We start from the raw sequence: 18,674 nt of genomic DNA, 5'->3' as shown, positions 1-18,674 counted from the left end.
GCGAAACGGCCCCCGTCACCGGTCTCCGCCGCCGGCTGCGCGATAGAGTTGGGCGAGTCCGACGACCTGCAAGGAGCACCCGTGGAAATCCGCATCGGCATCATCAACACCGGCCGCGAGCTGAGCTTCGACACCGCTGCCACGGCGGACGAGGTCCGCACCCAGGTCTCCGCGGCACTCGAGCAGAGCGCCTCGCACCTGAGCTTCGCCGATGTGAAGGGCAACTCCTACATCGTGCCGACCGCGAACCTCGCCTACATCGAGCTGGGCACCGAGGAGTCGCGTCGCGTGGGCTTCGTCGCCTGACCCGCGCATGTACATCCTCCTCGCCCTCGTCGGCGCCTGCGTGCTGGGGATCGCCGCGCACTTCCTGATCGGCGGTCGCGAGCTGCGGGGCGTCGCCCTCGCCCCGGCGATCGCGACGGCCGTCTCGGCGATCGTCTACACGAGCCTGCAATGGGCCGGCGTGGGCGAGGACAGTGTCTGGCTGTGGCTCGCGAGCATCCTCGGCGCGGTGGTCGTCGCGGCGCTGGCGACCGCGGCTCTCACCGCAGGGCGTCGACGCGGCGATGAGCAGAGGCGAGCCGCGCTCGGGATCTGAGCTACGACGCGAGTCCCATCGCATCCATGCGGCGGGCGTGCGCTCCCATGAGCTCGGTGTACACCGGCTCGATACGGGCCTCCTCCACGGCGAGGAGCTCCGGCCGCAGGGCCGCACGGCAGACGAGGATCGTGTCCCCCACGAGGCGCCGTGCCCACATGGACAGCAGCGAGCGCCACTCCTCGTCGCTCTCGATCGTCTCCTGGATGATCGCGACGATCTCGTGGCGCGCATCGTCCTCGCGCAGGATCTCGGCGACCCGCCGCCCCGTCTCGCCGTAGCTCGAGGCGAGCGCGAGGTAGAAGTCGTCGAGCATGCCCGCCGTGATGTAGACCGCGAGCAGGGTCTCGCGCGGGCGCGCCCCGATGGTCTTGCGCCGGAACGCATCCAGGTGCTCGCGGAACGGGAGCATGAGCTGCGTCGGGTCCTGGCCGCGTGCCGCGATGATGTCGACGATGCCGCGGTGCTTGGTGAGCGCGGCACCGGCGGCCCGGGACAGCGACTCCTTCTCGGCCAGCTCGGGAGTCGCGCGGATGAGCCGCGTCAGCGTCTCGAAGTACCCGAGCTGGAGGTAGGCCGCCTGGCCGAGGAACCGGTCGAGCTCGGGCGCCAGCTCCGCGAAGTCGACACGCGTCGCATCGCTCTGCTCGCCGCGGCTGCGCAGCGCCAGGGTGCGTCGCGGCGCGGCATCGCGCTGCCAGAACCACTTAACCACGAGGTGTTCCTCCCGAGTCGGCCACGTCGTTCACAATACTCGGGCGACGGCGTCCTCCCTGTCCGGAGCCGCCCCTCCGGTAGGCTGGGCGTGTCCCCGCCGTCGGAGCGGGGCCCCGCGCCTGTGGCACACGAGACGGCGTGGCTCCGTTTACGAGGCGATCGCGAGGTCGCCGGACAGGCATCTGAACACAGTGACAAGTTTCGCCGAACTCGGCATCGACCAGGACATCGTCGACGCACTGGCAGCGAAGGGCATCGTCGATGCCTTCCCCATCCAGGAGCAGACCATCCCCCTCGGCCTCCCCGGCCAGGACATCATCGGGCAGGCCAAGACCGGTACCGGCAAGACCTTCGGCTTCGGCATCCCGGTCGTGCAGCGACTCGGGAAGGACCCGGAGCCGGGCGTCAAGGCCCTCATCGTCGTCCCCACCCGCGAGCTCGCGGTGCAGGTCTACGAGGACATCGACCTCCTCACGAGCAACCGCTCCACGAGCGTCGTCGCCATCTACGGCGGCAAGGCCTACGAGGGGCAGATCGACCAGCTCAAGGCCGGCGCGCAGATCGTCGTCGGCACGCCGGGGCGTCTCATCGACCTCGCCGGCCAGCGCCTGCTCGATCTCTCGAACGCGACCGAGGTCGTGCTCGACGAGGCCGACAAGATGCTCGACCTCGGCTTCCTCGCCGACATCGAGAAGATCTTCCAGAAGGTGCCGGCGGTGCGGCACACCCAGCTGTTCTCCGCGACCATGCCCGGCCCGATCGTCGCGCTCGCGCGGCGGTTCATGACCAACCCCATCCACATCCGCGCGAACGACCCGGACGAGGGTCTGACGCAGGCGAACATCAAGCACCTCGTCTACCGCGCGCACTCGCTCGATAAGGACGAGGTCATCGCGCGCATCCTGCAGGCCGAGGGGCGCGGCAAGACCGTGATCTTCACGCGGACCAAGCGCGCGGCCCAGCGCCTCGTCGACGAGCTCACCGACCGCGGCTTCAACGTGGGCGGCGTGCACGGTGACATGGGCCAGGACCAGCGCGAGCGCTCCATGGCCGCGTTCAAGGCCGGCAAGAAGGACGTGCTCGTGGCGACGGATGTGGCCGCGCGCGGTATCGACGTGGATGACGTCACGCACGTCATCAACCACACGATCCCCGACGAGGAGAAGACCTACCTGCACCGCGCGGGACGCACCGGCCGCGCGGGGAAGACCGGCATCGCCGTCACGTTCGTCGACTGGGAGGACCTGCACAAGTGGGCCCTCATCAACCGCGCCCTCGAGTTCGGCCAGCCCGAGCCCATCGAGACGTACTCCTCGAGCCAGCACCTGTACACCGACCTCGACATCCCCGAGGGGACGAAGGGCCGGCTCGTGAGCGCGCCGAAGAAGGAGGCGGTCAAGACCGAGCGCTCCCGTCGCCCGGAGCGCGCTGCCGACGCCGCCGCCGAAGGGACCGGGGAGGGCGGCACGCGCCGCCGTCGCCGCCGCCGCACGGGTTCCACGCCCGTCGGCTCGACCTTCGTCGAAGGGGCGACCGAGGGCGGGTCCGCCGAGGGCTCGACCGCGCAGGCCGCCGACCGGGGCGCCGAGGGCGCCGGCACGCACGACGGCGCCGGCAAGGAGCACCACGACGGCAAGCCCGCTCCGCGCGCGCCGGCGCCGTCGTCGCGGCGGCTCCGGCACCGGAGCGGCACCCGTCACGGGCGCCTGATCCGCATCATCGTCGTCCGAGGGGCGCCGCACGGTCTTCCGTGCGGCGCCCCTCGTTCTGAAGGAGCGCGGCCGGCACCTGCGGCGGGTAGACCCAGGCGACGAGCACGACCGAGATGATCATCAGCAGGAACCAGGAACTGAGCTTGCTCGGCGACACCGGCTGCCATCCCTCCGCCTGGTCCGGGTAGGCCCAGGCGCCCGCCCACGTGCCGATGTTCTCGGCGAGGTAGATGAACACCGCGACGCCGGCGAACACGACCAGGAGCGGCAGGCGGATGGTGCGACGCCACACGCGCGCGTGCAGGATCGTGGGCAGCCAGAGCACGACCACGGCGGCGAGGAGCACCCACCGCGCGTCCCACCACCAGTGGTGGGTGAAGAAGTTGACGTAGATCGCCGCGGCCAGCACGGCCGTCATCCACCGCCGCGGATAGCGGGTGAACCCGAGGTCGAACAGCCGGTACACCCGCACCATGTACGAGCCGACCGCGGCATAAATGAAGCCGCTGAACAGCGGGACGCCGCCGATGCGCAGGATGCCGTCCGCGGCGTACGCCCAGGAGCCGACGTCGGTCTTGAACAGCTCCATCGCCGTTCCCGTGATGTGGAAGAGCACGATCACCCAGAGCTCCCGTCCGCTCTCCAGCCGGAACACGAGCATCGCCACCTGGATCAGGACGGCCGCGATCGTCAGGGCATCGTTGCGGGCGAGCGCCGCGTCGTCGGGATACCAGAGGCGGGCCGCGATGATCACCACCAGGAGCGCCGCGCCGAACACGCACGCCCACGCCTGCTTGAGCACGAACACGACGAACTCGGCGAGTCCGGCGCGGAAGCCCGTCGTCGGCACCGCGCGGAGGAGACGACGGGCGGCCGCATCGACGCGGCGCTCCAGGGAGGTGGCACGTTGCATGCCTCGGACCGTAGCGGTCGGGGTCGACAGAACGCCGGGAGACCGCCGACAGTCCGCCGGGCTCAGGGACGCCGCGGCGGGGTGCCCGTGGCGCGGTCGATGATGCGGGCCACCATGTCCTCCGCGGTGGTGTTCTCCCCCGGCACGTTGGGCTTGCCCGTGCCGTGGTAGTCGCTGGAGCCGGTGACGATGAGGTCGTGTCGTTCCGCCAGCTCGCGAAGGAGCCGCTTGCCGGCGGCCGTGTTCTCTCGATGGTCCACCTCGAACCCGGCCAGCCCCGCGTCGAGCAGCCGCTCGATGTACGGCATCGGCATCATCCGATCACGGCCCGCCGTCACGGGATGCGCGATGATCGCCACGCCTCCCGCCTCGGTGAGCAGTCTCACGGCGGTCAGCGGGTCCGGCGCGTAGTGGGGCTCGTAGTAGCCCTCCCTCGGGTGCAGGATGCCGTCGAAGGCCTCCCCCCGATCGCGCACGATGCCGCGGGCCACCAGGGCATCGGCGATGTGGGGACGGCCGACCGTCGCGTCGAGCGTGGTCTGGGCGAGGACGTCGTCCCAGTGCAGGTCGTAGTCGCGGCCGATGTTGCGGACGATGCGCTCCGCGCGCCCGATCCGGTCGTTCCGGATCCGGTCGGTCTCGGCCCGCAGCGCCGCATCCTCCGGATCGAAGAGGTAGCCGAGCACGTGCACGCTGCGCCATTCGTGCTTGGCGGAGAGCTCCATGCCCGGGAGGAAGGTCATGCCCAGGGCGACGGCGGCGTCGCCGGCCTCCGCCCAGCCGGTGGTGCGGTCGTGATCCGTGAGCGCCGCGGTCCGCACCCCGTGCCGATGCGCCTGTCTCATGACCTCGGCGGGCGCCTCGGTGCCGTCGGAGTGGTTGGAATGCAGGTGCAGGTCGGCGGGACCGGCGGGCGGAACGGGCATCCTCCGAGCGTACCGAGCGCCGACGCGCGTGGCGCGGAATCCCGGACACCGATCGCGGCGACGAGCCGGTCCTGAGGCAGGGACTTCACAGGCGGCGCTTCTAGGCTGGACGGGATGTTTCGACTCCTGGGGATCCTGCTGACCGTCCTGTTCGCGATCGCGACGGCGGTCGTCGTGTGGCCGCAGTTCTTCCGCCTCGAGCAGACCTACCCGTTCGCTCAGCTCGTCGCCGCCCGCGGCCTCGTGCTCGGCGGCTTCCTGGTCATCGCGGTGCTGGCGCTGCTGCTCCTGCTCGCCCGGCCTTTGCGGGGCTTCGCGGCGTCCATCCTGATCGTCGCGCTGCTCGGTGCCGCCGCGACCGGCGTGATCGGGGCGACGCGGGGGTTCGGCGTGGCCGCCCTCCCCGAGCGGACCGACACGAGCCTGCGGGTGCTCACCTGGAACACGGCGGGTGAGGCCGTCTCCGCCGAGCAGATCGCCCGGGAGATCCTGGAGCAGGAGGCCGACGTGGTGGCGCTGCCCGAGACCACCGAGGAGGTCGGCGAGCGGATCGCGCTCATGCTGCGCGAGCAGGGGCATCCCATGTGGGTGCACCACGTGCAGTTCCGCCCGGATGTGGAGGACGGTCCGCAGTCGTGGCAGACCACCGTGCTCGTGGCTCCGGAGCTCGGCGAGTACTCCGTCATCGAGTCGTCGAAGGACGGGAGCAACAACACCGGATCCGTGCCCAGCGCCGTGCTCATGCCCATCGACGGCGATGGCCCCACGATCGTCGCCGTGCATGCCGTCGCGCCGCGCATGGAGGAGATGCAGCAGTGGCAGAGCGACCTGCAGTGGATCGCCGACCAGTGCCCCGCAGGTGACTTCATCCTCGCCGGCGACTTCAACGCGACCGTGGATCACATGGCCTCCCTCGGCATCGACGGCGGCGACATCGGGTACTGCCGCGATGTCGCCTCCCGGACCGGCAACGGGATGTCCGGCACCTGGCCGAGCTCGTTCCCCGCCCTCGCCGGCGCCCCCATCGACCACGTGATGGCGTCGGCCAACTGGCTCCCCACGGGCTCCGCCGTGCTCGACGACGCCGGGGGCAGCGACCATCGCGCCCTCATCGTGCAGCTCGAGCCGGCCGGCTGATCACGCCGGGGGCCTCCAGGTGAGAGACTGGACGGATGAGCACCGGAGAAAACGACACGATCGCTGACGAGACCGTCGAAGCCCCCGTCGAGAACAGCTCGACCAACCGCAAGCAGCCCTTCCCACAGGGCTTCCTCGACACCATCTCCACCGGCTGGGCCGAGCGTCCGGAGACGCTGCCCGCGCCGCGCGCCCAGGCTCCGTACGCCGAGCGCCGCCGCGCCGCCGTCTCGGCCGCGTTCCCCGGCAAGCGCCTCGTGATCCCCGCCGGCTCGCTCAAGCAGCGCAGCAACGACACCGACTACGTCTTCCGCGCGCACTCCGCCTTCGCGCACCTCACCGGCTGGGCCTCCGACGCGGAGCCGGACTCGGTGCTCGTCTTCGAGCCGACGTCCGACGGACACGACATCACCCTGTACTTCCGCGAGCGCGCCGACCGCACCACGACCGAGTTCTACGCCGACGCCACCGTCGGCGAGTTCTGGATCGGCCCGCGCCCGTCGCTGGCCGGCGTCGCCGCCGACCTGCAGGTGGCCACGGCGCACCTGCACGAGTTCGCCCCGGTCGACGGCGAGCTCGTCCTCGACGAGGACGAGGCCCTCACGCGTTTCGTCTCCGAGCTGCGCCTCATCAAGGACGACTTCGAGATCGCCGAGATGCGCCGGGCCGTGGCGATCACGGCGCAGGGCTTCGACGACATCATCCGTGAGCTCCCGGCCGCGGTCGCGCACGCCCGGGGCGAGCGCGTCGTCGAGGGCGTCTTCCACCGCCGCGCCCGCGAGGACGGGAACGGCGAGGGCTACGACACGATCGCCGCGTCCGGGCCGCACGCGTGCTACCTGCACTGGACGCGCAACGACGGCACGGTCGTGCCGGGAGACCTCATCCTCGTCGACGCGGGCGTGGAGGCGGACAGCCTCTACACCGCCGACATCACCCGCACGCTGCCGGTGTCGGGGACGTTCACGGACGTGCAGCGCCGCGTCTACGAGACCGTGCGCGAGGCCGCCGACGCGGCTTTCGCGGCGGCGAAGGTCGGTGTCCGCTTCCGTGACGTGCACGCCGCGGCGATGGCCGTGATCGCCGAGCGCACCGCGGAGTGGGGCCTGCTCCCGGTCACCGCCGAGGAGGCCCTGGACGCGGACAAGGGCGGCCAGCACCGGCGCTACATGGTGCACGGCACGTCGCACCACCTCGGCATCGACGTGCACGACTGTGCGCAGGCGCGCCGCGAGATGTACTACGACGGCATCCTCACGCCGGGCATGGTCTTCACCATCGAGCCGGGGCTGTACTTCCAGATCGACGACCTCACGGTACCCGCCGAGCTGCGCGGCATCGGCGTCCGGATCGAGGACGACATCCTGTTGACCGAGGACGGCCCGGTCAACCTCTCCGCGGACATCCCGCGCACGGCCGACGAGGTCGAGGCCTGGATGGCGCGACTGCAGGGCTGACGACGGGAGGGAGTGGGGCCGCGGCCCCGCTCCTCACCCCCGCAGCGTGCTGACGAAGGCGTCGACCACGGGCGCCAGGTCCGCGGCGACGTCCGTCGGCGGCCGCCGCCGGCCCTTCACCTCGAAGGAGTGGCCGCCACCCTCGACCCAGTGCACCCGCGCGTCGTGACAGGACGCGACGGCCTCCTCGAGCTGGGCGATCGGCTGGATGAACGGGTCCGCGGTGCCCTCCACGAAGAGCTGCGGGACGGTGATCGAGGGGAGATGGGCGATCCGCGGCTTGTCCGGACGCCCCGGCGGGTGGAGCGGGTAGCCGAGGTAGACGAGGCCGTCCACGACGAGCCCCTCTGCGACGGCCAGGGACGCCATGCGCCCGCCGTAGGACTTCCCGGTCGCCCACACGGCCGCATGCGCGCCCGTGCACGGGCTTCGGCGACCGCGGCCTCCCACGTCGCGACCGCGTGGGCGGCGGGACCGGGCATGCGGCGCCCCTGCTCGGCGTACGGGAAGGAGAAACGCAGCGTCGAGTAGCCGAGTGCGGCGAGGGCCCGGTCGAAGCCGACGAGGAACGGGTGGTCCTTCCCCGCTCCGGCCCCGTGGGCGATCAGCACGACGTCATCGCGGGTGCCCGGCGTCCAGTCGGCGGACACCGGGGTCGCGCCGACGGGCAGGGCGACCTCGATCCGGACGGCGGAGGGCTCCGGGGTCACCGCACGGATCCGGGGGTGCCGGTCTCCGGGTCGGCGGGCCGCGGCGGAAGACCGGGCTCAGGAGCGGGAGCAGGCTCAGGAGCCGGGCCGGGCTCAGGAGCCGGCTCCGGGGCCGGGCCGGGCTCAGGAGCAGGCTCAGGGGCCGGAGCAGGAGCGCCCTGCGGGATCCGCTCGCCGTACTTCGGCGGCTCGTCCAGGTTCACCGGAGGACGCACGGGGGCGACCCGCTGCGCGCCGAGGACCTGCCGCGCCTTCGCCAGCGACCCGGGCTGCACGGTCACCTCGTAGTGATCCGCGGCGAACTGCGTCACACTCGCGAAGTCACGGCGGCGACGCACGATGGCGTAGGTGATGAGGCTCAGCAGCATGCCCACCGCGACGCCGATGAGGACGAAGCCGACGAACAGCTGGATCGGCACCTCGGGGTTGCCCAGGACGAGGATCGCCGACAGGAAGAGGCCGATGAGCACCCCGTTGATCGCGCCCGAGCGCGCGGCCGCGGCGTAGCCGAGCCGTCCGGTCACCCGCTCGACCGTCCGCACGCTCTGCCCGACGATCGCGATGTCGCGCGCAGGGACCTCTCCGGCGATCAGCTTCGACACCGCCTTCTGCGCGCTCTCGTAGTCGCGCATGGAGGCGACGATCTCACCGGTGTCCGTGCCGCTCGCGGGGCGATTCAGCATGCTCATCCGGCTATTCTTCCACGTCGTGCCTCGCGGCCGGCCGAGCGACCGCCCCGACAGCCGCCCCGGCACGCCGCGGGCTACGCTGGTCGGGTGAGCACACAACGGGTTTTCGCCGCGCGCCTGGCAGGGTGCGCCGTCTTCGATCCCGTCGGCGACCGGCTCGGCAAGGTCCGGGACGTCGTCGTCGTGTATCGAAGTACCGCGGCCCCGCGCGTGATCGGACTGGTCGTGGAGATCCCCGGCCGGCGCCATGTGTTCCTCTCGATCGGCCGGGTCACGTCGATCCGGTCCGGGCAGGTCATCACCACCGGCCTCATCAACGTGCGGCGCTTCTCTCCCCGCGCCGGCGAGGTGCGCGTCCTCGCCGAGATGCTGGGCCGGCGGGTGAGCCTGACCGACGGCAGCGGCACCGCGGTGATCGAGGACGTGGCGATCGAGCCGAACCGTCTCGGCGAGTGGGCGATCAGTCAGCTCTTCCTGCGCCGCCCGAAGACCGGCGCGTCGCCGTTCGCCAAGGGCCCGACGACGTTCGCGGCCTGGAGCGAGGTCACCGAGGAGCACGCACCGGGCGAGTCGCAGTCCGCCGAGCAGCTCGTCGCCTCGTACTCCGAGCTGCACGCCGCCGATCTCGCCAACACGCTCCTCGACCTCCCGCAGCAGCGGATGATCGAGGTCGCGGAGGAGCTCTCCGACGATCGCCTCGCCGACGCCCTCGAGGAGATGCCGGAGGACGAGCAGGTGCACATCCTCGACCGCCTCGGCGAGGAGCGCGCGGCCGACATCCTCGACCAGATGGAGCCGGACGACGCCGCCGACCTCCTCGCCCAGCTTCCGCCCACCCAGCTGGAGGAGCTGCTCCAGCGGATGGAGCCGGAGAAGGCGGAAGACGTGCGGATGCTGCTGCGCTACGGTCCCGACACGGCCGGCGGTCTGATGACCCCGGAGCCGATCATCCTGTCCGCCGACGCCACGGTCGCCGAGGCCCTGGCGCTCATCCGCCGCCACGAGCTGCACCCGGCCCTGGCGGCAGCGGTGTTCGTGACGCTCCCGCCGTTCGAGACGCCGACCGGGCGGCTGCTCGGCCTCGTGCACTTCCAGCGGATGCTGCGCTATCCGCCGCACGAGCGGCTCGGCGCCATCCTCGACGACAGCCTCGAGCCGGTGCCCGTCACCGCCTCCGCCGCCGAGGTCGCCCGCATGCTCGCCAGCTACGACCTCGTCTCCCTGCCCGTGATCGACGCGGCCCACCGCCTCGTCGGCGCGATCAGCATCGACGACGTCCTCGACTACCTCCTGCCGGACGACTGGCGCACCCACGACAGCGACGACGTCGCCCCGCCCGTGACGGAGGCGCGCTGATGGCACGCAAGGAGCGGGCCGCCCGCCTCGACGCGCCGGGACGGACGAGCACCCGCCCCCGGTCGACCTCGCGCGACCGCTTCGGACGCTTCACGGAATGGGTCGCCCGTGCCATGGGCACGCCGGCGTTCCTCGTCATCCTCAGCCTCTTCTGCATCCTCTGGATCGGCTGGAACACGCTGATGCCCCGCGAGGTGCGCTTCGACGACGCCGCGCTGGGCTTCACCGCGCTTACCCTCATGCTGTCGCTGCAGGCCTCGTACGCCGCACCGCTGATCCTCCTCGCGCAGAACCGCCAGGACGACCGCGACCGCGTGCAGATCGAGCAGGACCGGCAGCGCGCCGAGCGCAACCTCGCCGACACCGAGTACCTCGCCCGCGAGATCGTCGCGCTGCGGATGTCGCTGGAGGAGCGCAACGCGCAGGTGGTCACCCGCGACGTGCTGCGGCAGGAGCTCCGTGCCCTGCTGGCCGAGCTGGGCGACGCCGAGGAGAAGCCCGCAGGCGGCACCGCCTCATGACCGCGGCCGAGAGCGTCAGAGCCGCAGTGGCGGCGGTGACCGACCCCGAGCTGCGGCGGCCGATCGGCGACCTCGACATGGTGCGCGACATCACGGTCGAAGACGGCGTGGCGCATGTGGGCATCGTGCTGACGATCGTGGGGTGCCCCGCCGCCGACCGCATCGAGCGCGACGTGCGCGACGCCGCCGCCACGGTCCCCGGGGTCACGGGCGTCGAGGTCGAGGTGGGCGTGATGACCCCGGCCGAGCGCACGGCGCTCACCGAACGGCTCCGCGCGGGTCGTCCGGCGCGGCACATGCCGTTCGGGCCGGACTCCCTCACCCGCGTGATCCTCGTCTCCAGCGGCAAGGGCGGCGTCGGCAAGTCGACCGTCACCGCGAACCTCGCCGTCGCCCTCGCCGACCAGGGCCTCGCCGTCGGCCTGGTGGATGCGGACGTGCACGGCTTCTCGATCCCCGGTCTGCTCGGCATCCCGGCCGGCACGCAGCCGACGCGCATCGACGACCTCATGCTGCCGCCGGTGGCCCACGGGGTGAAGACCATCTCGATCGGGATGTTCCTGCGCGACGGGGAGTCCGTCGTGGCCTGGCGCGGACCGATGCTGCACCGCACGGTCTCGCAGTTCCTCACCGACGTCTTCTTCGGCGATCTCGACGTCCTGCTCATCGACATGCCACCCGGCACCGGGGACATCGCCATCTCGATCGGACAGCTCCTCCCCCACGCCGAGGTGCTCGTGGTCACCACGCCGCAGGCGGCGGCCTCCGACGTGGCCATCCGCAGCGGACTCGTCGCCCGTCAGACCGGTCAGCGCGTGATCGGCGTGATCGAGAACATGTCCGCGTACACCCTCCCCGACGGCACAGTCGTCGACCTGTTCGGTGCGGGCGGCGGAGCGGCGGTCGCGGAGGCCCTGTCCGCGCCCGACGCGCCGGTCCCCCTGCTCGCCTCCATCCCGCTCAGCCCGGCGCTCCGCCAGGGCGGCGACGAGGGCGTCCCGGTCGTCACCTCGGCGCCGGACGACGCCGCCGCGCAGGCGATCCGCACGATGGCCGCCGCCCTCGCCCGACGGGGCCGGGGCCTGTCCGGCCGCTCGCTGCCCATGTCGATCGGATGAGCACGCGTGGGAGGATGGACGGATGCCGCACCGCTCCGTGACCGTGGATGAGGGACTGCTGCGGAGGATGGCGCGCGACGCGGCCGTCTACGCGCTCACCCGTCCCGTCGCGATCGTGATGTGGGTCGCGCTGGCGGCGGGACTCGTCCTCTCCGTCTTCACCCTCAACGATCTCCTCTCCACAGGAGCCGAGGTCAGCGCGATCGTCGCCTGGATGCCCGTGGTCACGGTGGGACTGGGCGCCTACGCGGTGCTCCTGACCACCTCGAGCGCCCGGCGCGCCGTGCGGGCCGCGATGCCGGTGGAGAGCGTCGTATGGGTCGCACTCGAAGAGGATCGGCTGCAGCTGGGAAGCGATCGTCGTCGTTCGGAGATCCCCTACGCCACGTTCCAGAGTCTCCGCGTCGGACGGGACGCCGTGATCTTCAAGGTGCGCGACGCCTCCGTCGCCACCGCCATCCCGCGCTCGCTCTTCAGCGACGAGGAGCTGGCGACCCTGCGGACGCGGATCTCCTGACCGGACGGCTCAGGTCGCCTCGCTGTCGAACGGCGGGCGGTCCTCCGCGCTGAAGGTCGGCGGCGCGGTGCGCGGGGCCACCGGCTCGGCGATCGTCGCCGTCGCCTGCGCGGGGGTCGCGGGCTCCGGCTCCTCGAGGAGGGCGTCGCGGATGATGCGCCGGGGGTCGTACTGGCGCGGGTCGAGCTTGCGCCAGTCCACGTCGTCGAGTTCCGGTCCCATCTCCTCGCGCACACGGGACTTCGTGTCGCGGATGTACTCGCCGGCCCTGCGCACGATGCTCGCGAAGGCCTCCGCGGCACGCGGCAGACGCTCGGGGCCGATGATCAGCACCGCGATCAGGCCGATGAGCAGCAGCTTCTCGAAGGTGAGGCCGAACGTCATGTGACCAGGCTACCGCCGCGCCTGCGGGCTCTGCGCGCGGTGAGCGAATACCCTGGATACATCAGCCATGCACGCAGGGAGAGGCAGGTCATGAGCGAGCACGACGCCAACGCGCGCTTCCTTCGCGAGTCCATCGTCGAGCCGGAGACCATCGCCCGCGCTCGCGCCCACGCCGTGGAGCTGGGAGCGGCCCCGATCAGCGCGGTCGTCGGCTCGCAGATCGCCGTGCTCGCCGCCGCCGGAACGGCGCGCTCCATCGTCGAGATCGGCACCGGCGCCGGCGTCTCCGGACTCTGGCTGCTGCGCGGGGCCCCGAACGCGGTGCTGACCTCGATCGACAACGAGCCCGAGCACCTCGCCGCCGCCCGTCAGGCGTTCGCGGACGCGAAGGTGCCCGCCACCCGCGCGCGGTTCATCGCCGGCCGCGCGATCGACGTGCTCCCCCGCATGAACGAGGCGTCGTACGACATCGTCCTCGTCGACGCCGACCCCGAGAACGTCATCGAGTACGTCTCGCACGGTCTCCGCCTCGCCCGCACCGGCGGCCTGGTGCTCGTGCCGCGCATCCTCGCCGGGGGCCGGGTCGCCGACCCTGTCCAGCGCGACGACGTCACCTCCGCCTACCGATCGCTCGTCCAGGAGACGCAGGAATCATCGGCCGTGCTGGCCACGGTCTCGCCGCGGGCGAGGGCCTGCTGCAGCTGATCCGCCTCGACGACCGGGCCTGACCGGGTCCGCCGACGCGAAGAGGGCGAGGGATCCGCGGATCCCTCGCCCTCTTCGCGTCGCGCTGCAGCGGACCAGGTACGATCAGGCCGGGGCCACGACGGCACCGAGCACGTCGTGAAGCTCCTTGGCCTCGGCGTCGTTCACGGAGACGACCAGGCGGCCTCCTCCTTCGAGCGGAACACGCACGATGATGAGTCGTCCCTCTTTCACGGCCTCCATGGGTCCGTCTCCGGTCCTCGGCTTCATCGCTGCCATCGTGGCTCCCTTTCCTCCGGTGGTATGGGACGAGTTTATCGGGTGCGACCGCGCCGTGGACGTCACGGGACACAATCCGCTCCCCGGCGTCGTCAGGGCACCTGCCAGAACGTGCTGCCGAGGGCATACACGTGATAATCCCACACCCACTGGCCGACCAGGCAGAGCGCCAGCACCCCCAGCCGCCACGCCCGTGAGCGCGGTACCGCCACCGCTCCCCACACCGGGCTGAGCGGCAGCAGCAGGCGGAACGTGCTCGACTGCGGGAAGAACACCGCGAGCAGGTAGAGCAGGTAGCTCGCGCTCCAGAGACGGAGGTCGGGGCCGAGCGCCCGCACCTGCGGGGACAGCAGCAGCGCGGCGGCCGCCGCGACCACGAGCACGATGAGCGCGACCGGCCCCCAGCCGGCCGGCAGGCCCCACAGCTCGAACCAGAACTGCGATGCCTGCACCCAGCCCTCGAAGGGCACGAAGCCCTCGACGCCCCCGGTGATCCAGTGCCGGCGCCAGGCGAGCTCGGTGGCGAGGTAGGCGCCGGGGTCCCCGGTCACGACACCGGCGATCACCTGCCACGCGAACCCGGTCGCCGTCGCCAGTGCGCCGAGGGCGACGATGTGCACGACCTCCCTGCCCCCGAGCGGATCCGTGCGACGGTGCGTCCAGCGGAGGATCCCGTGCAGACCGAGGTACAGGGCGAAGGCGAGCACGCCGGGGCGGGTGAATCCCAGCACCGGGATCAGCACGTACAGCCAGGCGTAGTTCCGGCGGATCGTCGCGTCCAGCGCGAGGAAGAGCAGCAGCAGGAAGAGCGTCTCCGCGTAGCCGACCTGGAACAGGGCGCCCAGGGGGCCGGCGGCGAAGAAGACGACGGCCCATAGCGCCGCCGCGTTCCCGATGCGGTCGCGGAGCAGACGATGCAGGGCGAGACAGGCCAGATAGCCGGCGACGAGCGCGAGCACGAGCGCTCCGGCGCCCCAGGAGCCGAACAGGAAGCCCAACGCCTTCGCGGCGTACGCGAACACGGGCATGAAGGCCCACGCGTTCTCGGCCACCTCCCCCTCGTCGGTCAGCGGGAGGTCGGCGGGATAGCCGTGCACCGCCACCTGCCAGTACCACTGGGCGTCCCATCCGAGGACGAAGTCCACGAGCCCGGCGTCGCCGCCGAAGCGCGAGAACACCGTGGACAGAGAGGCCGCGGCGATGAGGAATCCGGTCGTCACGACCCGTGCGAGGACGTAGATGATGCCGATGCGCAGAGCCAGCGGCATCCGCGCCCAGCGCCGTGCGAGCGTCAGTGCGACGTGAGCCATGCGCGCAGACCCCGCTCGACGGCGTCGATCTGGGCGAGCGGCACACGCTCCTCGTCGTGATGGGCGAGATGCGGGTCACCGGGCCCGTAGTTCACGGCCGGGATGCCGAGGGCCGAGAAGCGCGCGACGTCGGTCCATCCGTACTTCGGCTGCGGCTCCGCGCCGACCGCCGCGACGAACCGGCGCGCGATGTCGGCGTCCAGACCGGGGCGGGCGCCCTCGGCGGCATCCGTGATCTCGACGTCGAAGCCGGCGAGGACCGCCCGGACGTGGGCCTCGGCGTCGGCCGCGGACTTGTTCGGCGCGAAGCGGTAGTTGACCTCGACCTCGCAGGCGTCCGGGATGACGTTGCCGGCGACCCCACCCGCGATGCGGACCGCGCTGAGCCCCTCCCGATAGAGCAGGCCCTCCACCAGCACCTCCCGGGCCCGGTACTCGGACAGCCGGGTGAGGATGGGCGCCGCGCGATGGATCGCGTTCTCGCCGATCCAGGCCCTGGCGCTGTGCGCGCGGACGCCCGTGGTCCGCACGATCGCCCGCAGCGTGCCGTTGCACCCGCCTTCGACCTGGCCGTTCGACGGCTCCCCGAGGATGGCGAAATCAGCCTGGAACAGGTCAGGACGCGCTGCGGCGAGAAGCCCGAGGCCGTTCAGGGAGGCCGCGACCTCCTCGTTGTCATACCACATCCAGGTCACGTCGATCGCGGGGTCGGTGAGCTCGGCGGCGAGCTTGAGCTGCACCGCGACCCCGGCTTTCATGTCGACGGTGCCGCGACCCCACAGATACGGCACGCCGTCGATCTCGATGTCGCGCGTGGGCAGATTGTCGTTGAGGGGCACGGTGTCGATGTGCCCGGCGATCGCGACGCGCTGCGCCCGACCGAGATCCGTGCGGGCGACGACCGTGTTGCCGTGCCGGATGACCTCCAGGTGCGGCAGACCGGACACGGCCTCCTCGATCAGGTCGGCCAGTGTCTTCTCGTCGCCGGAGACACTCGGGACGTCGCAGATCGCGCGGGTGATGTCGGCGGAGGACGCGGTCAGATCGAGCACCATGCCCCCAGCCTACTGATGCCCGTCATGCGGGACGGGACACCGTCGCCGGCGCGATACCGTGGAGGCATGAGCGACGCACGATCTGTCTGGGGACTCGGCCTGACGACCACCGCGAGCGACGGCACGGTCCTCGACGCGTGGTACCCGGAGGTCCGCTCGTCCGCGCCGTCCGAGACCGAGGTCGCCGCCGCGCGCACCGCGCTCGACGCACAGACCGGTCCGGACGAGCGCCGCGACGTCACCCTCGCGGTGGTCGAGCTCACGATCGATCTGGACGCCGCCCCGGTCTCCACCGCGGACGCCTATCTGCGTCTGCACGCGCTGTCGCACCTGCTCGTGCGGCCGAACGCCCTCAACCTCGACGGCATCTTCGGTCACCTGCCGAACGTCGCCTGGACCAATGCCGGCCCGCTGCTCCCCGCCGATGCCGCGCGCCTGCGTCCGCAGCTCCAGCGCGCCGGGATCCAGATCCAGGGCCTGGACAAGTTCCCTCGTCTCACCGACTACGTGCAGCCCGCCGGGGTGCGCATCGCCGACGCCTCGCGCGTGCGGCTCGGCGCCCACCTCGCCCCCGGCACCACGGTCATGCACGAGGGCTTCGTCAACTTCAACGCCGGCACCCTCGGCGCCTCGATGGTCGAGGGGCGCATCTCGCAGGGCGTGGTGGTCGGCGACGGCAGCGACATCGGCGGCGGCGCCTCGATCATGGGCACCCTCTCCGGCGGCGGGTCGCATCGCGTGTCGATCGGCGCCCGCACGCTTCTCGGCGCAAACGCCGGCATCGGCATCTCCCTCGGCGACGACTGCGTCGTGGAGGCTGGGCTCTATGTCACCGCCGGGACGAAGATCGTGCTCGCCGACGGTCCCGCGACGGCCGACGGCGGACGGAAGACCGTCAAGGGCGCCGACCTCTCGGGCCAGGACGGCCTCCTCTTCCGTCGCAACTCCCTCACGGGTGCCGTCGAGGCGGTCCGCCGCGCCGGCGTCGGCGTCACGCTCAACGAGGCGCTCCACGCCTGACAGCCCGCCTGCAGTCTTCGACCGGTCTCCGCTGGTAGACTGGCTCCGTTGCCCGCGCCGCCGGCCGGTCAGCATCGTCGTCGTCTAGGGGTCTCCGAGGACCGAAGCGAGCGCGCGCGCTCCCCTCTCCAGCCCGAACTGGCCATTCGCACGGCGAACGGACGCGCACTCGCTGCGTCTTCGCCCACCTCACCCCACTATCCCGCGCCGTTCTCGTGCGCTGACGGAGTTCTCTGCATGCCTTCCTTCCTCGATCTCGGCGTTCCCGCCGAGCTCGCCACCGTTCTCGCCGCCTCCGGAAAGACCGAGGCGTTCGCGATCCAGCGCGACACCCTGCCCGACTCGCTCGCCGGCCGTGATCTCCTCGGTCGCGGACGCACGGGCAGCGGCAAGACCATCGCCTTCGCGCTCCCGCTCGTCGCCCGCCTGGCGGCCTCCGGCCACAAGCGCCGTTCCGGCCTGCCCCGCGGCCTCGTGCTCGCCCCCACCCGCGAGCTCGCCACCCAGATCGCCGCGACCGTCGCCCCGCTCGCGGAGGCCGTCGGCCTTCGGGTCACCACCGTGTTCGGCGGCGTCAGCCAGCGTCCCCAGGAGCAGGCGCTGCAGGGCGGCGTCGACATCGTCGTCGCCTGCCCCGGCCGCCTGGAAGACCTCATGAAGCAGCAGGTCGTGCGTCTCAGCGCGATCGAGGTCACCGTGCTCGACGAGGCGGACCACATGGCCGATCTGGGCTTCCTCCCCGGCGTCACCCGCATCCTGTCGGCGACGCCCGCCGACGGTCAGCGCCTGCTCTTCAGCGCCACGCTGGACCGCGGCATCGACACCCTCGCCCGCCGGTTCCTCACGAACGCCGTCAGCCACGAGGTCGACGAGGCGAGCGTGCCCGTCGGCGAGATGACCCACCGGGTGCTCGTCGTCGACTCCCCCGAGAACAAGACCGTGCTGGTGCGCGATCTCGCCTCGGGCACCGGCCGTCGCATCCTCTTCACGCGCACCAAGCACCAGGCGAAGAAGCTCGCCAAGCAGCTCACCGCCGCCGGGATCCCCGCCGTCGACCTGCACGGCAACCTGTCCCAGAACGCACGCGAGCGCAACCTCGGCGCCTTCTCCACCGACCCGGCCGACGGGGGCGTGCGCGTCCTCGTCGCGACCGATGTCGCGGCCCGCGGTGTGCACGTGGACAACGTCGACCTCGTCGTCCACGTCGATCCGCCCGTCGAGCACAAGGCCTACCTGCACCGCTCGGGCCGCACGGCTCGCGCCGGCGCCGCCGGCACGGTCGTCACCGTGGTCCTGCCCGAGCAGCGCCGTGATGTGAAGGATCTCCTGCGCAAGGCCGCCATCACCGCACCCCTGGAGAACCTCACCGCCGACGCCGTCACCGAGCTCGTCCCCGAGCGGGCTCCGCACGTGCGCCCCGCTCCCCCGCAGCCGCAGCAGCAGCGCTCTGCGAAGCAGCGGCCCGCGGGCGGCGAGAAGAGCACCGCGACCACCCCGCCCTCCCGCCGTCGTCGCCGTCCGCGCTCTGCCGGCCAGGGCGCGCCGGG

The 18,674-nt window shown here is 71.8% G+C and carries 18 protein-coding genes and 3 pseudogenes; 12 read left to right on the top strand and 9 right to left on the bottom strand.

From position 1 onward, the window contains the following. Window positions 1–81 precede the first annotated feature (81 nt). Window positions 82–306, top strand: a complete 225-nt coding sequence (locus tag AC2W7E_RS15490; RefSeq protein ID WP_025102974.1) for a DUF3107 domain-containing protein — start codon at window positions 82–84, stop codon at window positions 304–306. A gap of 7 nt (window positions 307–313) precedes the next feature. Beyond that, window positions 314–601 (top strand): hypothetical protein, encoded by a 288-nt coding sequence (locus AC2W7E_RS15485; protein ID WP_025102973.1) that lies wholly within the window; start codon window positions 314–316, stop codon window positions 599–601. Window position 602: 1 nt separating this feature from the next. Here AC2W7E_RS15485 and AC2W7E_RS15480 read toward each other — a convergent pair whose 3' ends face one another. Next, window positions 603–1,316 carry a ferritin-like fold-containing protein gene (locus AC2W7E_RS15480; protein WP_060923156.1) on the bottom strand — a complete coding sequence of 238 codons (714 nt, stop codon included), beginning with the start codon at window positions 1,314–1,316 and terminating at the stop codon, window positions 603–605. A 193-nt stretch (window positions 1,317–1,509) separates the two neighbouring features. Between AC2W7E_RS15480 and AC2W7E_RS15475 the strand changes: the two are divergent. Then, window positions 1,510–3,028, top strand: a pseudogene (locus AC2W7E_RS15475) (DEAD/DEAH box helicase). 6 nt (window positions 3,029–3,034) lie between these two features. Here AC2W7E_RS15475 and AC2W7E_RS15470 read toward each other — a convergent pair. Both AC2W7E_RS15470 and AC2W7E_RS15465 read right to left on the bottom strand, forming a co-directional pair. Further along, entirely contained in the window at window positions 3,035–3,943 is a 909-nt protein-coding gene (locus AC2W7E_RS15470; RefSeq protein ID WP_485989462.1) for a DUF817 domain-containing protein, read from the bottom strand. Window positions 3,944–4,005: 62 nt separating this feature from the next. Further along, entirely contained in the window at window positions 4,006–4,869 is an 864-nt protein-coding gene (locus tag AC2W7E_RS15465; RefSeq protein ID WP_315109681.1) for a PHP domain-containing protein, read from the bottom strand. A gap of 114 nt (window positions 4,870–4,983) precedes the next feature. Between AC2W7E_RS15465 and AC2W7E_RS15460 the strand changes: the two genes are divergently transcribed. Both AC2W7E_RS15460 and AC2W7E_RS15455 read left to right on the top strand, forming a co-directional pair. Continuing rightward, on the top strand, window positions 4,984–6,006 hold the full coding sequence (locus AC2W7E_RS15460) for an endonuclease/exonuclease/phosphatase family protein (RefSeq protein ID WP_485989461.1): 1,023 nt from the start codon (window positions 4,984–4,986) through the stop codon (window positions 6,004–6,006). A 35-nt stretch (window positions 6,007–6,041) separates the two neighbouring features. Then, a complete protein-coding gene (locus tag AC2W7E_RS15455) occupies window positions 6,042–7,463 on the top strand; it encodes an aminopeptidase P family protein (RefSeq protein WP_485989460.1) in 1,422 nt (473 codons plus the stop codon). Window positions 7,464–7,496: 33 nt separating this feature from the next. Here AC2W7E_RS15455 and AC2W7E_RS15450 read toward each other — a convergent pair. Together AC2W7E_RS15450 and AC2W7E_RS15445 are read right to left on the bottom strand one after the other, a co-directional pair. Continuing rightward, window positions 7,497–8,146 (bottom strand): annotated as a pseudogene (locus AC2W7E_RS15450) (alpha/beta hydrolase family protein). A 23-nt stretch (window positions 8,147–8,169) separates the two neighbouring features. Further along, window positions 8,170–8,862: a YflT domain-containing protein gene (locus AC2W7E_RS15445; RefSeq protein WP_485989459.1), complete on the bottom strand. Its 693-nt coding sequence runs from the start codon at window positions 8,860–8,862 to the stop codon at window positions 8,170–8,172. Between the two features lie 87 nt (window positions 8,863–8,949). On the opposite strand from AC2W7E_RS15445, the gene AC2W7E_RS15440 reads away from it, so the two are divergent. The 4 genes from AC2W7E_RS15440 to AC2W7E_RS15425 are packed head-to-tail and all read left to right on the top strand — an operon-like array spanning window position 8,950 to window position 12,374. Beyond that, a complete protein-coding gene (locus AC2W7E_RS15440) occupies window positions 8,950–10,218 on the top strand; it encodes a magnesium transporter MgtE N-terminal domain-containing protein (protein WP_025102964.1) in 1,269 nt (422 codons plus the stop codon). After that, the gene (locus AC2W7E_RS15435) at window positions 10,218–10,739 is read left to right on the top strand and encodes a DUF1003 domain-containing protein (protein ID WP_025102963.1); all 522 of its coding nucleotides are present in this window, start codon (window positions 10,218–10,220) and stop codon (window positions 10,737–10,739) included. Before AC2W7E_RS15440 ends, AC2W7E_RS15435 begins: the two co-directional genes overlap by 1 nt. Further along, window positions 10,736–11,857, top strand: a complete 1,122-nt coding sequence (locus tag AC2W7E_RS15430) for an Mrp/NBP35 family ATP-binding protein (protein WP_485989458.1) — start codon at window positions 10,736–10,738, stop codon at window positions 11,855–11,857. Before AC2W7E_RS15435 ends, AC2W7E_RS15430 begins: the two co-directional genes overlap by 4 nt. A 22-nt stretch (window positions 11,858–11,879) precedes the next feature. Then, window positions 11,880–12,374: a YcxB family protein gene (locus tag AC2W7E_RS15425; protein WP_025102961.1), complete on the top strand. Its 495-nt coding sequence runs from the start codon at window positions 11,880–11,882 to the stop codon at window positions 12,372–12,374. 9 nt (window positions 12,375–12,383) lie between these two features. Here the strand turns inward: AC2W7E_RS15425 and AC2W7E_RS15420 are convergent, their stop codons facing one another. Further along, window positions 12,384–12,758, bottom strand: a complete 375-nt coding sequence (locus AC2W7E_RS15420) for a twin-arginine translocase TatA/TatE family subunit (protein ID WP_025102960.1) — start codon at window positions 12,756–12,758, stop codon at window positions 12,384–12,386. 90 nt (window positions 12,759–12,848) lie between these two features. On the opposite strand from AC2W7E_RS15420, the pseudogene AC2W7E_RS15415 reads away from it, so the two are divergent. Beyond that, window positions 12,849–13,486, top strand: a pseudogene (locus AC2W7E_RS15415) (O-methyltransferase). Between the two features lie 82 nt (window positions 13,487–13,568). On the opposite strand, the gene AC2W7E_RS15410 reads toward AC2W7E_RS15415, so the two are convergent. From AC2W7E_RS15410 to dapE, 3 genes are all read right to left on the bottom strand, one after another. Beyond that, entirely contained in the window at window positions 13,569–13,742 is a 174-nt protein-coding gene (locus tag AC2W7E_RS15410) for a DUF3117 domain-containing protein (RefSeq protein WP_071328210.1), read from the bottom strand. Window positions 13,743–13,834: 92 nt separating this feature from the next. Beyond that, the gene (locus AC2W7E_RS15405; protein WP_485989457.1) at window positions 13,835–15,052 is read right to left on the bottom strand and encodes a hypothetical protein; all 1,218 of its coding nucleotides are present in this window, start codon (window positions 15,050–15,052) and stop codon (window positions 13,835–13,837) included. Next, complete coding sequence (gene dapE / locus AC2W7E_RS15400) at window positions 15,034–16,107, bottom strand: succinyl-diaminopimelate desuccinylase (protein WP_025102957.1); 1,074 nt, start codon at window positions 16,105–16,107, stop codon at window positions 15,034–15,036. Before dapE ends, AC2W7E_RS15405 begins: the two co-directional genes overlap by 19 nt. 66 nt (window positions 16,108–16,173) lie before the next feature. On the opposite strand from dapE, the gene dapD reads away from it, so the two are divergent. Further along, complete coding sequence (dapD, locus tag AC2W7E_RS15395; protein ID WP_485989456.1) at window positions 16,174–17,127, top strand: 2,3,4,5-tetrahydropyridine-2,6-dicarboxylate N-succinyltransferase; 954 nt, start codon at window positions 16,174–16,176, stop codon at window positions 17,125–17,127. 237 nt (window positions 17,128–17,364) lie between these two features. Further along, on the top strand, window positions 17,365–18,674 hold a 1,310-nt coding region (locus tag AC2W7E_RS15390; protein ID WP_485989455.1), incomplete at its 3' end, for a DEAD/DEAH box helicase.

The organism is Microbacterium sp. CFSPD4_SD4, assembly GCF_057364585.1.
This window is presented reverse-complemented; position numbering and strand designations above follow the sequence as displayed.